The organism is Hyphomicrobium sp. (assembly GCF_047600905.1).
In the GTDB taxonomy this organism is placed as follows: Bacteria; Pseudomonadota; Alphaproteobacteria; order Rhizobiales; family Hyphomicrobiaceae; genus Hyphomicrobium_B.
Map to the genome: position 1 here is coordinate 2,822,049 of NZ_JASGKD010000001.1, position 14,952 is coordinate 2,837,000.

15 protein-coding genes and 1 pseudogene are annotated in these 14,952 nt (G+C 56.7%); 4 read left to right on the forward strand and 12 right to left on the reverse strand.

Features of this window, described 5'->3' with window-relative positions; translation table 11 throughout:
- Window positions 1-5 precede the first annotated feature (5 nt).
- From QM780_RS13545 to QM780_RS13565, 5 genes are all read right to left on the reverse strand, one after another.
- Window positions 6-2,174: a chemotaxis protein CheA gene (locus QM780_RS13545; protein ID WP_415070981.1), complete on the reverse strand. Its 2,169-nt coding sequence runs from the start codon at window positions 2,172-2,174 to the stop codon at window positions 6-8.
- 16 nt (window positions 2,175-2,190) lie between these two features.
- Window positions 2,191-2,556: a response regulator gene (locus QM780_RS13550; RefSeq protein ID WP_415070982.1), complete on the reverse strand. Its 366-nt coding sequence runs from the start codon at window positions 2,554-2,556 to the stop codon at window positions 2,191-2,193.
- On the reverse strand, window positions 2,553-2,900 hold the full coding sequence (locus tag QM780_RS13555) for an STAS domain-containing protein (RefSeq protein WP_415070983.1): 348 nt from the start codon (window positions 2,898-2,900) through the stop codon (window positions 2,553-2,555). The genes QM780_RS13550 and QM780_RS13555 overlap by 4 nt, the downstream gene beginning before the upstream one ends.
- 84 nt (window positions 2,901-2,984) lie before the next feature.
- Window positions 2,985-5,264 carry a methyl-accepting chemotaxis protein gene (locus QM780_RS13560; protein WP_415070984.1) on the reverse strand — a complete coding sequence of 760 codons (2,280 nt, stop codon included), beginning with the start codon at window positions 5,262-5,264 and terminating at the stop codon, window positions 2,985-2,987.
- A 536-nt stretch (window positions 5,265-5,800) separates the two neighbouring features.
- The gene (locus QM780_RS13565) at window positions 5,801-6,091 is read right to left on the reverse strand and encodes a PilZ domain-containing protein (RefSeq protein WP_415070985.1); all 291 of its coding nucleotides are present in this window, start codon (window positions 6,089-6,091) and stop codon (window positions 5,801-5,803) included.
- Between the two features lie 450 nt (window positions 6,092-6,541).
- Between QM780_RS13565 and QM780_RS13570 the strand changes: the two are divergent.
- The 4 genes and pseudogenes from QM780_RS13570 to QM780_RS13585 all read left to right on the forward strand — a co-directional run.
- A pseudogene (locus QM780_RS13570) lies at window positions 6,542-7,291 on the forward strand (PAS domain-containing protein); the annotation flags it as partial.
- 67 nt (window positions 7,292-7,358) lie between these two features.
- On the forward strand, window positions 7,359-8,633 hold the full coding sequence (locus QM780_RS13575) for a putative bifunctional diguanylate cyclase/phosphodiesterase (RefSeq protein WP_415070986.1): 1,275 nt from the start codon (window positions 7,359-7,361) through the stop codon (window positions 8,631-8,633).
- A 20-nt stretch (window positions 8,634-8,653) separates the two neighbouring features.
- Complete coding sequence (locus tag QM780_RS13580; protein WP_415070987.1) at window positions 8,654-9,112, forward strand: hypothetical protein; 459 nt, start codon at window positions 8,654-8,656, stop codon at window positions 9,110-9,112.
- A gap of 156 nt (window positions 9,113-9,268) precedes the next feature.
- A complete protein-coding gene (locus QM780_RS13585) occupies window positions 9,269-9,523 on the forward strand; it encodes a PilZ domain-containing protein (RefSeq protein WP_415070988.1) in 255 nt (84 codons plus the stop codon).
- Window positions 9,524-9,535: 12 nt separating this feature from the next.
- On the opposite strand, the gene QM780_RS13590 is transcribed toward QM780_RS13585, so the two are convergent.
- The 7 genes from QM780_RS13590 to flgK all read right to left on the reverse strand — a co-directional run bounded on the left by QM780_RS13590 (window position 9,536) and on the right by flgK (window position 14,934).
- Window positions 9,536-10,648 (reverse strand): diguanylate cyclase, encoded by a 1,113-nt coding sequence (locus QM780_RS13590; protein ID WP_415070989.1) that lies wholly within the window; start codon window positions 10,646-10,648, stop codon window positions 9,536-9,538.
- A gap of 290 nt (window positions 10,649-10,938) precedes the next feature.
- Window positions 10,939-11,208: a flagellar biosynthesis protein FliQ gene (gene fliQ / locus QM780_RS13595; RefSeq protein ID WP_415070990.1), complete on the reverse strand. Its 270-nt coding sequence runs from the start codon at window positions 11,206-11,208 to the stop codon at window positions 10,939-10,941.
- A complete protein-coding gene (flgD, locus tag QM780_RS13600; protein ID WP_415070991.1) occupies window positions 11,205-11,612 on the reverse strand; it encodes a flagellar hook assembly protein FlgD in 408 nt (135 codons plus the stop codon). Before flgD ends, fliQ begins: the two co-directional genes overlap by 4 nt.
- Window positions 11,609-12,025 (reverse strand): flagellar biosynthesis repressor FlbT, encoded by a 417-nt coding sequence (flbT, locus tag QM780_RS13605; RefSeq protein WP_415070992.1) that lies wholly within the window; start codon window positions 12,023-12,025, stop codon window positions 11,609-11,611. Before flbT ends, flgD begins: the two co-directional genes overlap by 4 nt.
- Window positions 12,025-12,369, reverse strand: a complete 345-nt coding sequence (gene flaF / locus QM780_RS13610; protein WP_415070993.1) for a flagellar biosynthesis regulator FlaF — start codon at window positions 12,367-12,369, stop codon at window positions 12,025-12,027. Before flaF ends, flbT begins: the two co-directional genes overlap by 1 nt.
- Window positions 12,370-12,397: 28 nt before the next feature.
- Complete coding sequence (locus tag QM780_RS13615) at window positions 12,398-13,456, reverse strand: flagellar hook-associated family protein (protein ID WP_415070994.1); 1,059 nt, start codon at window positions 13,454-13,456, stop codon at window positions 12,398-12,400.
- Window positions 13,453-14,934 (reverse strand): flagellar hook-associated protein FlgK, encoded by a 1,482-nt coding sequence (flgK, locus tag QM780_RS13620; protein ID WP_415070995.1) that lies wholly within the window; start codon window positions 14,932-14,934, stop codon window positions 13,453-13,455. The genes QM780_RS13615 and flgK overlap by 4 nt, the downstream gene beginning before the upstream one ends.
- Window positions 14,935-14,952: the final 18 nt, after the last annotated feature.

A 14,952-nucleotide genomic window follows, 5' to 3' on the forward strand; every position in this document is an offset into this window, starting at 1 on the left:
GTTGGTTATCCTCCTGTCCCATAGCGTAGGTCATCGCCTAGTTGTTCTTCGAACGATCCCGTGACCAATGCATCGACGTCGAGAATGAGGGCGACGCGACCATCGCCGAGGATCGTCGCGGCGGCGATTCCAGCCACCGTTCCGTAGTTCGCTTCTAGGCTCTTGATGACGACCTGGCGTTGATCCTGGATCGAATCGACGAGGAGCGCATTGCGGGCGCCCCCGCCTGTTTCGACCAAAATCGCAACGCTCCGTTCAGGTTCAGCGAGCGTTTCGCGAAATCCCAACTGGGTTCCGACATCGATCAGCGGAACGAATGTGTTGCGGATCGCCATGACGCGACCTTCCGCACCGAGCGCATGAATCTCGCCGGACTTCGGCTTCAATGTTTCGACGATGGCCGTCAAAGGCACGACGAGCGTCTGGCCGGCGACGGATACCGCCATGCCGTCGAGAACCGCGAGCGTCAGCGGGAGGCTCATCGAGAAGGTCGATCCCTGACCGGGCCGCGAGGAAATCGAAATTCGACCACCCAGGGATTGAATCGATCTCTTGACGACGTCCATTCCGACGCCGCGGCCGGAAATATTCGAGATTGTGGAAGCGGTCGAAAAACCCGGCAGGAAAAGTAGGTTATCGATGTCGCTGTCGGAAAGCTGGGCGTCGGGCGAGATCAGCCCCTTTTTGATCGCGGACGCGCGGACCTTGGGGCGGTCGATGCCAGCGCCATCATCCGAGATTTCGATCACAATCCGGCCGGATCGGTGTGCGGCGCTGAGGCGAACGGTTCCTTCCGCTGGCTTTCCAGCTGCAATACGAGCCTCCGGCGACTCCACACCGTGATCGACGGCGTTGCGGATCATATGAGTCAGTGGTTCGGCAAGGCGCTCGACAACGGTTTTATCAACTTCCGTCGCTTCACCGTCGGTTTTGAGTCGGACTTGCTTCCCGGTCGCATCCGCTACTTCGCGCACGATACGCGACATGCGTTGAAAAAGCGGCTTAACTGGCTGGGCGCGGATCGCCATCACGCTTTCCTGGATCTCGCGCGTCAGCTGCTCGAGTTCTTCCAGGCCGATGACGACCGACGACGAACCGGCGAAATTTGCTTCGATCACTCGCTGCGAGAGCATCGCCTGATTGATGACGAGTTCGCCGACGAGGTTGATCAAGCGGTCAACTCGGTCGAATTCGACGCGAATGGTCGTTTGTGCCGGGACGGCGACCGCCTTTGGCGACTCTGCGGCTTGCGCGGTTTGAGCGGGGGCTTCTGCGGCCGGCGGTTCTGGTGCGGACAGCGCTTCAGGTCCGGCGGCAAGAGATGTTTCCTCAGCCGGCGTTTCGGCGGCTGCCTGTGCGTTGCTACCGAGCGCTTGCGCAAGTAGGGCCGCTATATCGGCATCCGAAACATCCGCCTGACCGTCCGTTTCTATGCTGATGTCGGCCTCACCGTCGACAAACTCGAAGACCTCGCGAACGGCTTCGATGGGTTGTTCGGAAGACAACCGAATTTCCCACGAAAGATAGGACCCTTCCGGATCGGCGGCATCGAGTGCCGGAACCGCTGTCGAATCGCAATCCACTTCGATCGTGCCCAAGCGCGACAGCTCGCGTATGATCAAAGCGGCTTCGTTGGCGTTGGCATAAAGCTCGGGCTTCGGCGCGAAATGAATCCGATATTCGTGGAGCGGCGGCGCCACAGGCTCGGGCGCAATCTCCGGCATTTCGAAACTGATCACCGTGGGCTGAAAGTCGATAGCCTCCTCGACTTCTTCCTCACCGTCTATGATTGTCAGCGCTTTAACGTCAGCAGCCACACCGGCATAGGTGGATTCGTCGATCTCCCTGCCATCGCGCGACGCTTCAACGAGATCCGAAAGGACGTCGGCGGCTCGGAGCATCGGCTTCATCACGTCGGCTGTCGGCATCAGCTTGCCGCTGCGAACATGATCCAGAGCTGTCTCGAAAGTATGGGCGAATTGCACGAGCTCGGTCAGCTTGAATGCACCGGCACCGCCCTTGATCGAGTGCACTGCGCGGAACACCGCATTGACGGTTTCGGAATCGGTCGTTCCTTCATCCATCGCAAGCAGGCCGCGTTCCATTTCAGAAAGCTGCTCTTCGCACTCCTGAAAGAACGTCTGCCGGATGGCGGCCATCGTATCGACGGTCATTGGCATTCTCTTGAATTTATGCGGCGACGCGCCGGATTGCTGCAATCAGCTTGGTCGGTTCGAAAGGCTTCACGATCCAGCCTGTTGCGCCGGCTTCCTTAGCGCGCATTTTTTTCGCGGCGTCGCTCTCTGTCGTGAGAACGAGAATCGGGACGCGGCGATAGCGGCTGTCCTTTCGGACTGCTTCGATCAAGCCGAAGCCATCCATTTTCGGCATGTTAATGTCGGTCACGATCACGTCCGGCATTGCCGACTGCAGCACTTCGAGTCCGTGGACGCCATCTTCGGCTTGGAGGACATTGTAGCCCGCTTCGGCGAGCGCCATGCGCAGCATGTCCCGCATGGTTCTTGAATCATCGACCGTGAGTATCGTCTGAGTCATCCGATATGTCCTTCAACGAGGAGGTGTTCGCGTGAGAGGCCGACGAGCGCGAGCGTATCGAGGAATTCGCTTGTTGGATTTGCCACGACGTACTCTTGACCATCCGCCTGCCAGCTCCTGGCGGCGGCGATTAGAAGTTGCAGCGCTTGCATGCCCGTTCGACGGACTTGTCCGGCATCGACAACGAGCGGCGAGCCGCGTCGCGCCAGAAGCTGATCTTTGATGCCGCCGGCCGACGATGAGTTCGAGCGCTTCCGGAAGGACCAGAGTTGCCGATGTCTCCGGCATCTCCACCCCAGTCTCACGCCCGGCCACGACCTTCGCCGGCTTCGCATTCTTGGCATTTCGCTTCCCCACCTTCGCGGGGGCCTTGCGCGCCCCGCTGGCGATGGGCTTGCCGCGGCGGCTCTTGGCCTTGGCTCTCGCCATCAGAATTCCTCCCACCCTGCGTCTGTCGTCGCGGCGCTGCGGCGCGTTCCGCCCGCGGCAGCGACTTTTGATTTCGCCGGCGCGCGCGGCGTCGATTTCGGTTGCTCGCGGCGGGGCGCCATTTCTACGACCGTATCGTCGCCAGTGCGGAAGCGGGTCACGAGACGCACGAGTTCTCCGGTCTGCTGGGCGAGCGTCTGCGTTGCAGCCGTTGCCTCCTCGACCATCGCAGCGTTCTGCTGCGTGACCTGGTCCATTTCGTTGACGGCTGTATTGACCTGCTCGAGGCCATGGGCCTGCTCGTTGGCACTCGCGGCGATATCGGTGACGATGGTGTTGATTTCCGCGACCTGAGACACGATCCGCGTCAATGCGAGACCGGTTTCACCGACCAATTGGACGCCCTGCGCGACTTGACCGGTCGAGGCGGAGATCAGGCCCTTGATTTCCTTTGCCGCTTCTGCGGAGCGCTGCGCCAGCGCCCGCACTTCCGACGCTACCACCGCGAAACCGCGACCAGCATCGCCAGCCCGCGCAGCCTCGACGCCGGCATTCAGCGCAAGCAGGTTCGTCTGGAAGGCGATTTCGTCGATGACGCCGATGATCTGGCTGATCTGCTTCGACGAGGTCTCGATTCCGCTCATTGCGGCGATGGCCTTGCGAACGATTTCTCCGCTCTTTTCAGCGTCGGCTTTGGCGACCGACACCGTTTCGCGGGCGTGGGTTGCACCGTGCGCCGTCTTGTTGACGGTATCGGTGATTTCCTTGACCGCTGCGGCGGTCTCTTCGAGGCTTGCAGCCTGATTTTCCGTACGGCGAGACAGGTCGTCGGATGCTTGCGAGATCTCTTCGGTGCCGAGGCGGATGCTGGCGGCGCCCTTTTTCACAAGCTCGATCGTGCTTCTCAGCTGCGATGACGCCAAATTGAAGTCGCGCTTCAATTTCTCGAAGTCGGGCGCAAAGTCTACTTCGACGGAGGCCTGCAGATTGCCTTCGGCGAGTTCCGACAGAGCCACACCAAGCGCATCCACAACAAGATTGATTTGCTTTTCAGCCTCGATCTTGCCGGTCTGCGCGCTTTCAAGCTGACCCATCATCAAGTTCATCTGACTGACGATGGCTTCATATTCCGGCGTGACTTTTTCTGTGATGCGATGTTCAAAGTCGCCGCTCGCGATACGTTCGGCCGCCGAGGTAAACGCGTCCATGAAATGCTCGTGCTCACGAGCATAGTACGCACTCTGCTCTTCCTGCTGCTTTGCGGCATCGACCGCGGCGTCTGTCATCGACTTGTTTTCGACAAGAGCTTCCTTGAAGCGCGCCAGGGCATGCGCCATCTGGCCGTTTTCGTTCTGGTCGTTCATGAATGGGATTTCGACGCTCAAATCCTTGCGGCTGAGCTGGTCCATCGCACGAACGAGATCGGAAAGCCGAAGCGAAATTCCCTTCGAGATGAGTGCGACCATTACGATTGCGAGGATCGTCGCGGCGATGAGAAGCCCCATCGTCAGATAGAGGGATCGCCTGGCGGCGTCGGCATGAGCTTCAGCCAGTTGCTGGAAGACGCCATCGACTTCGGCGGCCGCCATCCCGATCAGGCTATTGGCCTCTCCGATCGAGACGTCCATGTCGGCGCCGAGCGCAGCCCGCTGATAGCCCGCGGCTTTCAGTTTCGATGCGATATCATCGAGTTTCGACATAAGCTGGGTGTTTAAATCGCCAAGCTTTCGTTTGATCTCGCCGGAGATATCGGCACCCATCAATTTGTTCAGCGCGGTACCGAGCTTGGCGCTCGTGCGACGCAATACGGCATAATCCATCGCCAAGTTGGCGGTGTCGGCCGCAGAGGAAGAGGCGAGCGATTGGCCGAGATCGATAACCGCCTGCTTCACGCCCCCGAGGCGCTGAACCAAAATGTCCTGCGCATAATAGCTGTCCGAGGAGGCGTCCGTCGCCATACCCGTTTGATCGGCGACTCGGTCTAGCAATTCGAGGCCTTTACGAACCCGCTCGCCCGCACTCTTAGCATTGTCGAAGGCCGCGACATTCGCGTCCAGTCCGAGCGCATTCATTCCGTCGGAGAGAGACGCGCCATTCGAATTCGAAACTTCGGAAGCGCCGTTCGGCATCTTCGCCCAAAGCTCCGATACCATTTTTGCACCGGCAATCTCGCGATCGACAACGTGAATCTGTTCAAGCTGATGGTCAGCATAGAGATAGAGCTGAACCAATGAGGGCACCAAAAATAGTGCGGCGATGAGCGCGAGCCTGCTAGGCATCGACCATTTGCTATTCACATATCCAATAATCATTGCTCTACCTGCTTCCTCGTGCTTCTCGGCGTTTTTTGCGCGATACGCTCTTTATTTCTGAGCGTGATGGCGTGGACGAAACGATTCGGGGGGTGGCGCGGCTCAATCTTTCAGGGACAACGGATCGACTCGTCGACGCGAAGCGCGCGACAAGAGTACAGAAATCCATCAAGCCGATAGAGAACACCGGGAGGAGCCGGATAACGACTATCGTAGCCCATGATATGTTCCTGCTTCGAAGAGCCTGGAACATGTCGGATCATTGCCGACACGGCTGCGCGGCATCATGCCTATGACTGAGAAATCAAGCCGCCGTTCGATCAAGTTATTCGGCAAAACTATCGAATTCGTTTACGATGCTAATTTAATTCTCGGTAATTAATTGCCGGCGGATTCGCCTTCCGATAATTCGCAATAAATGGCCCGAAGTTAAATTCCATTTATACTTATTTCCGGCACTTTAATCTTCGCCCGCAATCGGCTTCTTGATTCGTGCGGACTGGCTACTTTTTCGTCCACGACAATCGCCGCGGCGGCTTAATGTGCTCGACACCGACAACACCCCGCTCGAGGCGGACAAATCGGCTTCTAATGCTGAGGTCGTCGGCAGGAATTTCTATAAAAAATTCGCCGGTTAGCGCTTCGGGATTGGGCACCTTTATTTTGGCGCCGCCGTCGGAAAAATCCAGCAAGGTGCCTTCGACTCGCCGTCCGTCATCGAAAACGACGGTCGCCGGTTTAAATACGGTGCGCCTGCCGAATTTCCGTTGCTCTCTTGATCTCTCTATTGTCAATTTGCCCTCGATATTGTCGTCGCGAGTGTTCGTCTTATTACAGTGTGCCGGCGGTCATATAATGAAGCCGATTTAATAATATTTGTGTTGCAATACCATCTTTGAATGCAAATTTCTCCCACGCGCGATTCGGCCGCCATAGTGCCACCTCGCTCCGCATACAGACGACTTAGGAATAATATGATTCGCTTTAGGATCAGATAATCGGACCTTAAGACATTTAAGACGAATTATTGGAATAGATTGTCTGTGCCGTTCAAAGCTGCGCAGAGTTGCGCTGGCATCCGGCATCTCGCCGAATTCGGCAGGGCAGTGAGTTTAGGAGGCAGGCCCGCTCGAAATCTGCAACCAGCAGATCTCGTTCAATTTTTGGCCAAGACGTAGGCGGGCGGCACGATGGGGAGCTCGGCGGCTAAAGGAGCCAGGGACTTCAAGGTCGAAGAGCCTAACATGGGCGCGGCCGGCAAGACGAAATCGCGCAAGAAAAAGAAGTCTCCTGACCCGCGACTTGCCGTGAATGCCAAGGCTCTAGCATCCGCGCTCGATCAGTTAGGGATCGTGTCCATCACGGATCTTGAGGGCCATATCGTTCACGTCAACGATGCGTTTCTGCGGATAAGCAAATTTTCGCGAAAGGAACTCATCGGACAAAACCATTCGATTTTGAATTCCGGACATCATCCGCGGGAGTTCTGGGCTGCGGCTTACGAAGCGCTGAACCAAGGCAAGACCTGGCGGGCGCCGGTCAAAAATCGCGCGAAGGATGGGAGCGACTATTGGGTTGACGGGCTCATCTTGCCGCTCAAAGGCAAGGGGCAACGTGCCACCGGCTTCCTTTCGTTTCAGATCGACATAACAAACGCGGTCAATCTTCACATCGCCCTGCAAGAGCGCAACGCCTTGCTGCAGGCCGTCATCGACAGCTTCCCGGGAGGCTTGACCGTCTTCGATCGCGATTTCCGCATCGTCCTCATCAACGAAAAGCAAAAGCAGCTTCTCGAATATCCCGGCGAATTTTTCAATAACGGCTTGCCGACGCTTGAGGCACTTTATCGTTTCAATGCCAAGCACGGCGAATATGGACCGGGCGACGTCGAAGAGCAGGTCCGAACTCAACTCGAGCTTACGCGCAAGAGCGAGACGCGGATATTTGAACGACGGCGGCCGAACGGAACATATCTTGAGATTCGCGGCACGCCCCTTCCAGACGGCGGATTCGTCGTCGCTCAGCTCGATATTACTCAGCGCAAGCACGATCAGGAAACGATTGGACGAACTCGAGCATCAAGATTCGCTAACCGGACTTCCAAACCGGGCGTTGTTTCAGGATCGCCTGCGCTCCGGGCTTGCGCACGCAAAGGGCGGACCGGCGGTTGCCGTTCATTGCCTCGACATCGATCGTTTCAAATCGATCAACGATACGCTCGGACATCAAGTCGGCGATGCGCTGCTGGCGGCTGTCGGCGAGCGGCTGAAAGGTGAGCTGAGAGAGACGGATACCGTCGCGCGTATCGGCGGCGACGAATTTGCCATCATCCAGATGGCGCCGCCTTCCATCGAAGAGATTGAATCTCTCGCGAAGCGCATTATCGGGGCGTTTTCCGAACCATTCGTGATCGGCGACAATAGCATTTCAGTAGGAACCAGTATCGGCATTGCCGTGGGCCCCTCTGACGGCAACGATGCCGAACAGCTTCTGATGAATGCCGACACGGCCCTTTACCGAACTAAATCGGTCGGCCGGGGCAGCTTCGGCTTCTTCGAGCATTCGATGCACGAGCGGCTTCAAAAACGCCACCAGATCATCATGGGGTTGCACGAAGCGATTGCAAACGACAAGTTTGAACTGCATTACCAGCCGATCGTGAACGTCAAGACGCGCCGGATCGTCGGATGCGAGGCGCTCATTCGTTGGTCGCATCCGATTCGCGGTCTTGTTCCCGCGTCCGAGTTCATTCCGATTGCCGAGGAATGCGGGCTGATCGGTCAGATCGGCGAGTGGGTGCTGAAGCGCGCATGTGCCGAGGCAAGTCTTTGGCCGGATGATATCTGGGTCGCCGTCAATATTTCCCCGGCGCAATTCCGCGATCTCGACCTCGTCGAGAAAGTCATCAATGCTGCGAAGGCTATGCCGCTGTCTCGCGTGATCCTGGAGATCACCGAGACGCTCTTGATGAAGGATCGCGATGCGGCCTCCGTTACGCTCGAACGCCTGCGGAAAATGGGCGTTCGGTTCTCGATCGACGATTTTGGCACGGGGTTTTCTTCGCTCAGCTATCTCCAGGATTTCCCGTTCGACAAGATAAAGATCGATCGGTCTTTCGTGTCGGCAGCTGCGAACGTCAAGCGGTCCGCCACGCTGCGAAGATCGATCATTCAGCTCGGGTATAACCTCGGGATGACCAGCGTCGCGGAAGGCGTGGAGACGGAGCAGCAGCTCGAACTCCTCCGCGCCGAGGGCTGCGTCGAGGCACAAGGTTTTCTGTTTTCGCGCGCGGTTCCAGCCGCAAAACTCCGCACGCTTTTTGATAAACCCCTTTGAAGCCGACCCGGACACACACCATGGCAAGGACAGTTCAGAAAATCGCGGCGTCGTCTTCGGGATCAGATCGGATCCGCAATACCGGCGCGCCGGAGCCCGAGGATGGGCAAGCCCTCTTTGAAGCGCTCGTTTGCGAGTTTCACTGGACGGTTTTGCAAATCGCGGCGATCGCGAACTGCATCGATGCGAGCGCTTCCCGCAAGCGCGCCTGGATGCTGCGCTCCTGTACCAATCTGCTTCCGGTTCAATCGGCCATCGTTACGACGGCGCTCGCGTCATGGCAGGAAATCGGCTTGCCGCCAAAGCTCTCTTTATCCATCGGCAAGGTGTATAGCGATCTCACCGACGCGAAGCGTCTGACGATCCCGGTCATTCTGGACGCCGGCGCTTTCACAGGCCCAGCGGTATCGCTTTCAAAGCTGGAACAGCTTTCGGCTCTGTGGCGTAGCCTTTCGGAGGATTGTGAGACTGCGATTTAAAGTCTGGAACCAGAGGCTCGCTGGCGCTTGGGCGGCCTTTATACGGGAAACTCGCTCGTCCTCGCAAAATTTCTGAAAGAAGCGATTTCGGGAACGCATGATTGCGTCAACCGAATTGGCGAGGTCGCAATTCCCGTTTTGCCACAGCGCCGGAGAATGCAACGCTATCCCTTCATGCAGCCGTGCGTGATCCGCGAGAAGAATATCGTTTCGATCGCCTTCGCGCGCGACATTTCGAGGAATGGCTTTGGACTCGATTGCGAACGGGATTTCGGGCTCAAAAAGAGCGTCACGGTGGAATTGCGCAACGGCCGCAGAATAAATGGAATTGTCGTATGGGCGCGCACCGGCCAGATCAATGTTCTGATCGATGAGCCGCTTTCCGCCAACGATCGACTTCTCGCGATCTGAAAATGTACTGACTCAGTCGTCCACGATGACCCGATTGCGACCGGCGGCCTTGGCTTCATAAAGCTTGGAGTTGGCTCGATCCAGGAAATCGCCATACTCTTCGCCCTTGCGCAGTTCTGCAATTCCGAACGACGCTGTCACCTTGCCGATGGGCTGACCGGTTCGATGGTGCATCCACTTCTTGCATTCAAGTTCGTTGCGAATCTGTTCGCCGAGATTTTTGGCGCCGGACAGTCGCGTCTGCGGAAGCACCACAATGAATTCTTCGCCGCCGTATCGCGCTGCGGTATCGCGGCCTTTGATATTCTTTGAGAGAAGTTCGGCAAAACGGCGCAAGATCTCATCGCCGACAGCGTGGCCGAAGGTGTCGTTGATCCGTTTGAAATGGTCGACGTCCGCCATGATGATGCTGAGCGGCTCATTGGCGCTCGCGGCTGCTTCCACTTCCTTTGGCAGATGGACATCAAGCCAATGGCGATTCTTCAACGACGTCACGGCATCCAATAAGCCGAGCCGGTGGCTGTCGCTCAAATTAATCCGCAATTTCTCGATTTGTCGTTGCGATTGCTGAAGCTTGCCGTTCAGTTCAGTGACCTCGTTCTGGACCTTCCTGTTTTCCTTGAGAAGGAATTGAATGATCGCCCGTATTTTTTCGGGGGAACTAGACGCCATTAGATTTTCGCCGGCCTGAGACAGCGATTCCGAATGAGTTCCGCTCAATTCCATGTGCTGCTTCACTAGCTGCATCAGGGACGACATTTCATCGTCAAGGTCTTTGCCGACTTTCTCCAGTCGCTCCGACAGACCCTCGTCGGCTTCCCTTTGCGTCAGCGTCTTTCGACCAAAGTATTGCCAGGCACCCCAAGCGAAGCTCATGCAACAGGCAGTGACCAAGCCGAACAATAATGCCAAGCCAAAAGGATGAGCCCCGAGGCGAACAATCCGCCCGCGCGAGTCGACTTCGGCAATTTGCCAGGAAATATCGGACCAATTCAGCAATGAGCTTAGACCCGCTTCGGAACGCATCGTGAGGCCCCACACGAGGTACGTGCAAACCATCGCGATGGCGCTCGCCAGCATAAGTATTGCCGACGGATGCAATTGCCTGAGTGCAGAAGTGCTCATGATCCTGCTCGGCTCGATTAGCAAAAACGTTCGCCCTTGGTGGTGGGCGGTACTAAAGTCTAACGGATTAGAAATACTTCAGAGCGAAACTCCGCTTCCTGGCATTCGCCAGGACGCACGTTCTTAAAGTCGCGAATAACGAGTGTCCGCCATTTGACACAGCGGATGCATTGAGGATCCCGAACACGAATCGGCTTTCAACGCAATGCTATTTAGTTTTATATCGACAACTACTTAGTCAATCTGCCTACGAAGCAACACAATGGAACGCCGATATCGGCGTATGAGCTTTATTTAAACCCGACCGCAATTTTCGTGAACAACTGTTCGGTAAAAACCTTCAAAAGACTGCCGCTGTAACTGCCGGTGAGCAAAAGTATAACAAAGCCGGCTATGATTTTTGGCACGAACGTCAGCGTCATTTCCTGGATCTGCGTCAAGGCTTGGACAAATGCAACGCCAACGCCGATCGCCATTGCAGAACAGACGACCGGTCCGGCCAAGACAATCGTCAACCAAATCGCTTGCTGCACGAGCTGGAGTGCGTCGCCCTCCGTCACGAGAGAGGATATCCGATTGAGACACCGGCGGTGATCGGGACTTCCTGGCCGTCGGTCAAAATCGCCGTCGATCCCGACGAATCGATCCGCACCGATTGAATGGTGCCCTCCGTCCCGTCGGTGCCCGTGATCGTCAGCCCAATCATCGTGCTCGCCTGAGAAATATTCGAATTGACCAGCAGCTGATCGAGCTTTGAATTGGTATTGATTCCCTGTTCGACATTCGAGAATTCGGCGATCTGAGACATGAACTCGCTTGAATCAGTTGGATTCAACGGGTCCTGGTTCTGCAACTGAGCGATCATGAGCTGCAGAAAATCATTGTAGTCGAGCGTCGGAGACGACTGACTACTCGTGGTCGTCGTCGTGGTGGTGCTCGAGCCGCTCCCTGACACTGTCGTCATGCGACCTCCTTGCTCCGTTCCGTTGTTGGTCTTCCCCCCGCCTCGAGTGGAAGCAATGTCCTTACTTTCTTCAGTGCGTCGAACGCGCGATCGCCATCGAGCAAATCGGCGGTATCCTTGAGACCCTTGGCCAGCATGGGGTCGGAGAGGCTTTCCAATAAATTGGAAACGGATTCCCGGGCCATAGTCCGCGCCTTCATATGAAGGGCTGGGTCCATGAGCATCATCTGAATCATAAAATACAGCTGTCGCAGCGGCGTCGTCGTGTCTTCGGGCTTCATGACGTGTTGTTCGAGCAGGAAGATCACGTCATTCATCAGCTCTATGCTGACCTTGCGATCGACGCGCAGCACTCCGCCGTTTATGAAGATCCGCTCGCCGGCACGCAGAGTTATTTTCAAGCCGCCCGACATCAAAGACCTTCCGCGATGACGTTTGAGACATCGATCAGCGCCGCGAAATTTCTGGACTTGCCCTTGCTGATCGCCTCGGCCTCTTTGAGCATCCAGATGCCGATTGAAATGAGCTTGGCCCGGACATCATCGGGTAGACCGTTTTCAGGCTTTGCCAAATCGTCGAGAAAAAAGCTCCACAACCTGTTCAGGAAAATGATGGCGTCGACGGCTTCACGGGAGTGGGGCCCTGCCTTTTCCGCCGAGCGCAGAAGGTTCACGGATTGCTCGATGGCCAGGCGCTCATTTTCGCGCTGCCTGGTACCGGAATCGCTCAGTGTTTCTTCATAAGAGAACTTATACATCTCTAGCCTTCCGCGATGCCGCCTGCCTCTAGCTGTTGAGGTAATCGAGAATACTGAGGTTATTGAGCTGGTTCGTCAGCGAATACGCCGCCTGCAATGCCGTTGAAATCTGAGACAACTGCGTCGTAACCGCTGCCGGATCGATCTGCTCGAGGTTATCGATCGATTTCGTGAGAAAGCTCACCTGCGAGTTGATCTGATCGTTGGCATCGGTAACGCGCTGCTGCGTTACACCTAGCCCTGATTGAACTTGCGTCAGGCTGCCGGTGACGTTTGCGGTAAGATCTCTCGCCTTCGAAATGATGGCCTGCTGCGTGCCGCTATTCAGGTTTGCAAAGCCGAGGCCCGATATCATTGCGAATGCTTCGGTCAGAGATTTGAACGTGCCGTTGGTCGCGGTTACCGATGTATCGATGATTTCGCTTCGCGAAATTCGGCTGCTCACGGACTTGCTCGAAGCGGCGGTCCACGTGCTCGACCAATTTGCGTCTGAGAAAACGTCGGCGAACTCGTTGTTGAGAAAATCCGTCATGTCGTCGGGAAGGATATTGGCTACCGCGGGGTCGTCCGGGCTGATGCCGAATTTGGCGACGAATGCCGCGGTCACCGCCTGCGCACCGGCCGAGGGAGGCGAGCCGAAGAAATCGTCCATCGGCTGCACGTCGGAATTGATGCCGGCAAAAAGGTATTGTCCGTCGAGCGAGGCGTTGAGCTGATCCTGCAATGTCTGCATTCCAGCACTGGCCGCCTGAATCAACGTATCTTGCGAGGTCCCGGCGGTTTGAGCGCTTATGAGACTGGACAGAAAATCGGATGCGCTCTTGGAAACCGTGTCCAATGCCGATTGAGAAGCGCTGAGTTTGTTGAGCACAAGATTGTTCGAGCCCTGGATCGCCTGGATCTGATCCATGTCCTGACGCATCGAAACACTAACGCCGGTCGTAGCGCCGAGTGTGACACCCACGTCGGCGTGCCTCCCGGTCGCAATCTCCTTTTGGGCGTCGATGAGCTGCTGCTGCAGGCGAGCCATCGAACGAAGCGTTTCGTTCGTGAGCGAGGCCGACGATATGAACGATGATGTGATCATGAGCTCGCTGCCTGCAGAAGCGTCTGGATCATATTGTCGACGGTATTGATGAGTTGCGACGACGCCTGGAACGTGCGTTCCAATGAGAGAAGGTTCGTCATTTCTTCGTCGAGATTGACGCCGGTATTTTGCGAAAGCGTCGTCGACGCGCGGTCCGCGATCGTCTGGCGTGATTCCGCTTCGTTGCTGGAGGATTGCCTGAGCGCTTCAAGCCAGGATACGGATGATTTGGCGTAATCTGTTACAGAGCCGGTCTGCTGGATTTGCGACGAGGAATCGAACGATCGACCAGCTGCAAGGCTCGAAATGAGCTGCTGAATCCGGTCGGTGTAGGACGCGCCGCCATCGGTATTATAAGTATAAGCCGAATTGCCCGGATCGGAGATGGCGCCATCTCTGATGAGTTCGACGTTACCGCCCTGGGTCGGATCGACGTTCGGATTGATCTTGATCGAGCCTGCGAGGCCGGGCACTACCGTTCCCGTCGCGGGAATGTTCGGTCCACCGCCATAGGTGAACAATCCTGCCGCAGCCGGCAGCGTCGGCGTCGCCGATTGATCGGTTTCGGCGAAGGCTTCTATCAGACCGCGCGCGGTTTCGTCGAGCTGGCTTTGATATGTCGGTGCGATGGTGTCACGAATCTCGACAAGCCCGGCGAGCTTACCGGAACTGATCGACATCGTGTGCTGGGTTCCCGCGATCGGCACGCCGTCGGCATAAACCGGAGAACCGACCGAATTCGCGGCAAGATTGGCCGACTGCTGAAACGTTACAGCGCGTGCGGTCTTGTCGAATAGCGTAACACCGCTGTCCGTATAGATCGCCATGTCACCGTTGTCGCGATTAACGGTTCGAATGCCGATTTCTGTCGACAGCTTCTTCAGCACGGCATCGCGGGCATCAAGGACGTCCGTGATGTCCGTTCCGTTTCCCGTCCCCGTCACCACCTGCTGGTTGAGGGTCTGAAACTGAGAAAGAAGATCGTTGATGTTCGCGACCGATGTGGCGATATCGCTATCGGCCTGGTTGCGAACATCCGTCACCGCCTGCGTCGCGGAGTTCAGCGAGTTCGCCAACTCCTGGGCCGCCGTTACCACGGTTGCGCCGACGGCGCTGTTCTGCGGCGTCGATGAATAGTTTTGAAGGGCGGTGTTGAGTTTTGAAATCAAGGCCGCGGGCGACGTATCGGAATCCGTGTCGCCCACGGTATTCTGCAGCTGATCGAGCGCCGTGTTGATGACCGATTGTGTCTGGCTGTTGGCGTTGGCGTTGAGGTAAGTATCCAGAAGCAGCTTGTTGGCCGTTCTGCTAATTCCAGCAACGCTTACGCCACCGCCGGGTCCGCTGACGAGATTGGCGACCTTGCGGGTCGAGTTTGTATTGTTTACGCGCGCGATGTTCTGCGAAACGATAGAAATCTGCTCGGAAATGGTCGAGAGACTTGAACTCGCGTTGCTGGTACTCTGGGTAAGCGTCATCAGCGGACCTTTTAATTT